This is a genomic window from Patulibacter ginsengiterrae (genome assembly GCF_056269115.1).
The window spans coordinates 1-568 of record NZ_JBWDOG010000051.1 but is presented as its reverse complement, the minus strand read 5'-3'; the positions used below and the strand labels follow the sequence as shown (position 1 = coordinate 568).

The 568-nt window shown below is 41.9% G+C and carries 1 protein-coding gene; it reads left to right on the top strand.

What is annotated here, in order from left to right; all coding sequences use genetic code 11:
* On the top strand, positions 1-568 hold a 568-nt coding region (gene gspK / locus ACVUH9_RS22255; RefSeq protein ID WP_475761021.1), incomplete at both ends, for a type II secretion system minor pseudopilin GspK.

Here is a 568-nt window from a genome sequence, read left to right as displayed (position 1 = left end):
GGGTAAATTTAATTTAAATGCTTTAGTTAAGTCGGATAAAAAGCCGAATGAGGCTGCAAAACTTTGGTTTGAAAAGCTGTTGGTACGTGTTGGATTGCCTGCACAGCTTTCAGAAGCAGTGATTGATTGGCAAGATGAAGATGATGAAGTCAGTGGGCCGATGGGTGCTGAATCTGCTTATTATCAAAGTTTAGCTCAGGGTTACTTGGCGCCAAATCGTACTTTTTATAATGTTGAACAGTTGAAGTTGGTGCGGGGTTTTGAGGGGCGCAACTATCAACTGATTGCACCTTATGTGAGTGCTTTGCCGAGCAATGAGTTAAAGGTGAATGTAAATACTGCACCTGCGCTGGTGTTGGCTAGCATTGATCCTAAGTTGGATGTATCTGCTATTCAAAATTTACAAAAGCAAAGACAGGCCAATTTGGAGCATTTTTCCAATGTTAATGAACTGTGGGAGGTTGATCCATTTAAACAAGTGGACGAGGCTCAGCGGGCTGCTGTTAATGATTTTCTCGGGGTACAATCGAACTATTTTAAAGCCAGAATTGAAGTGTTGCTGAGTGAG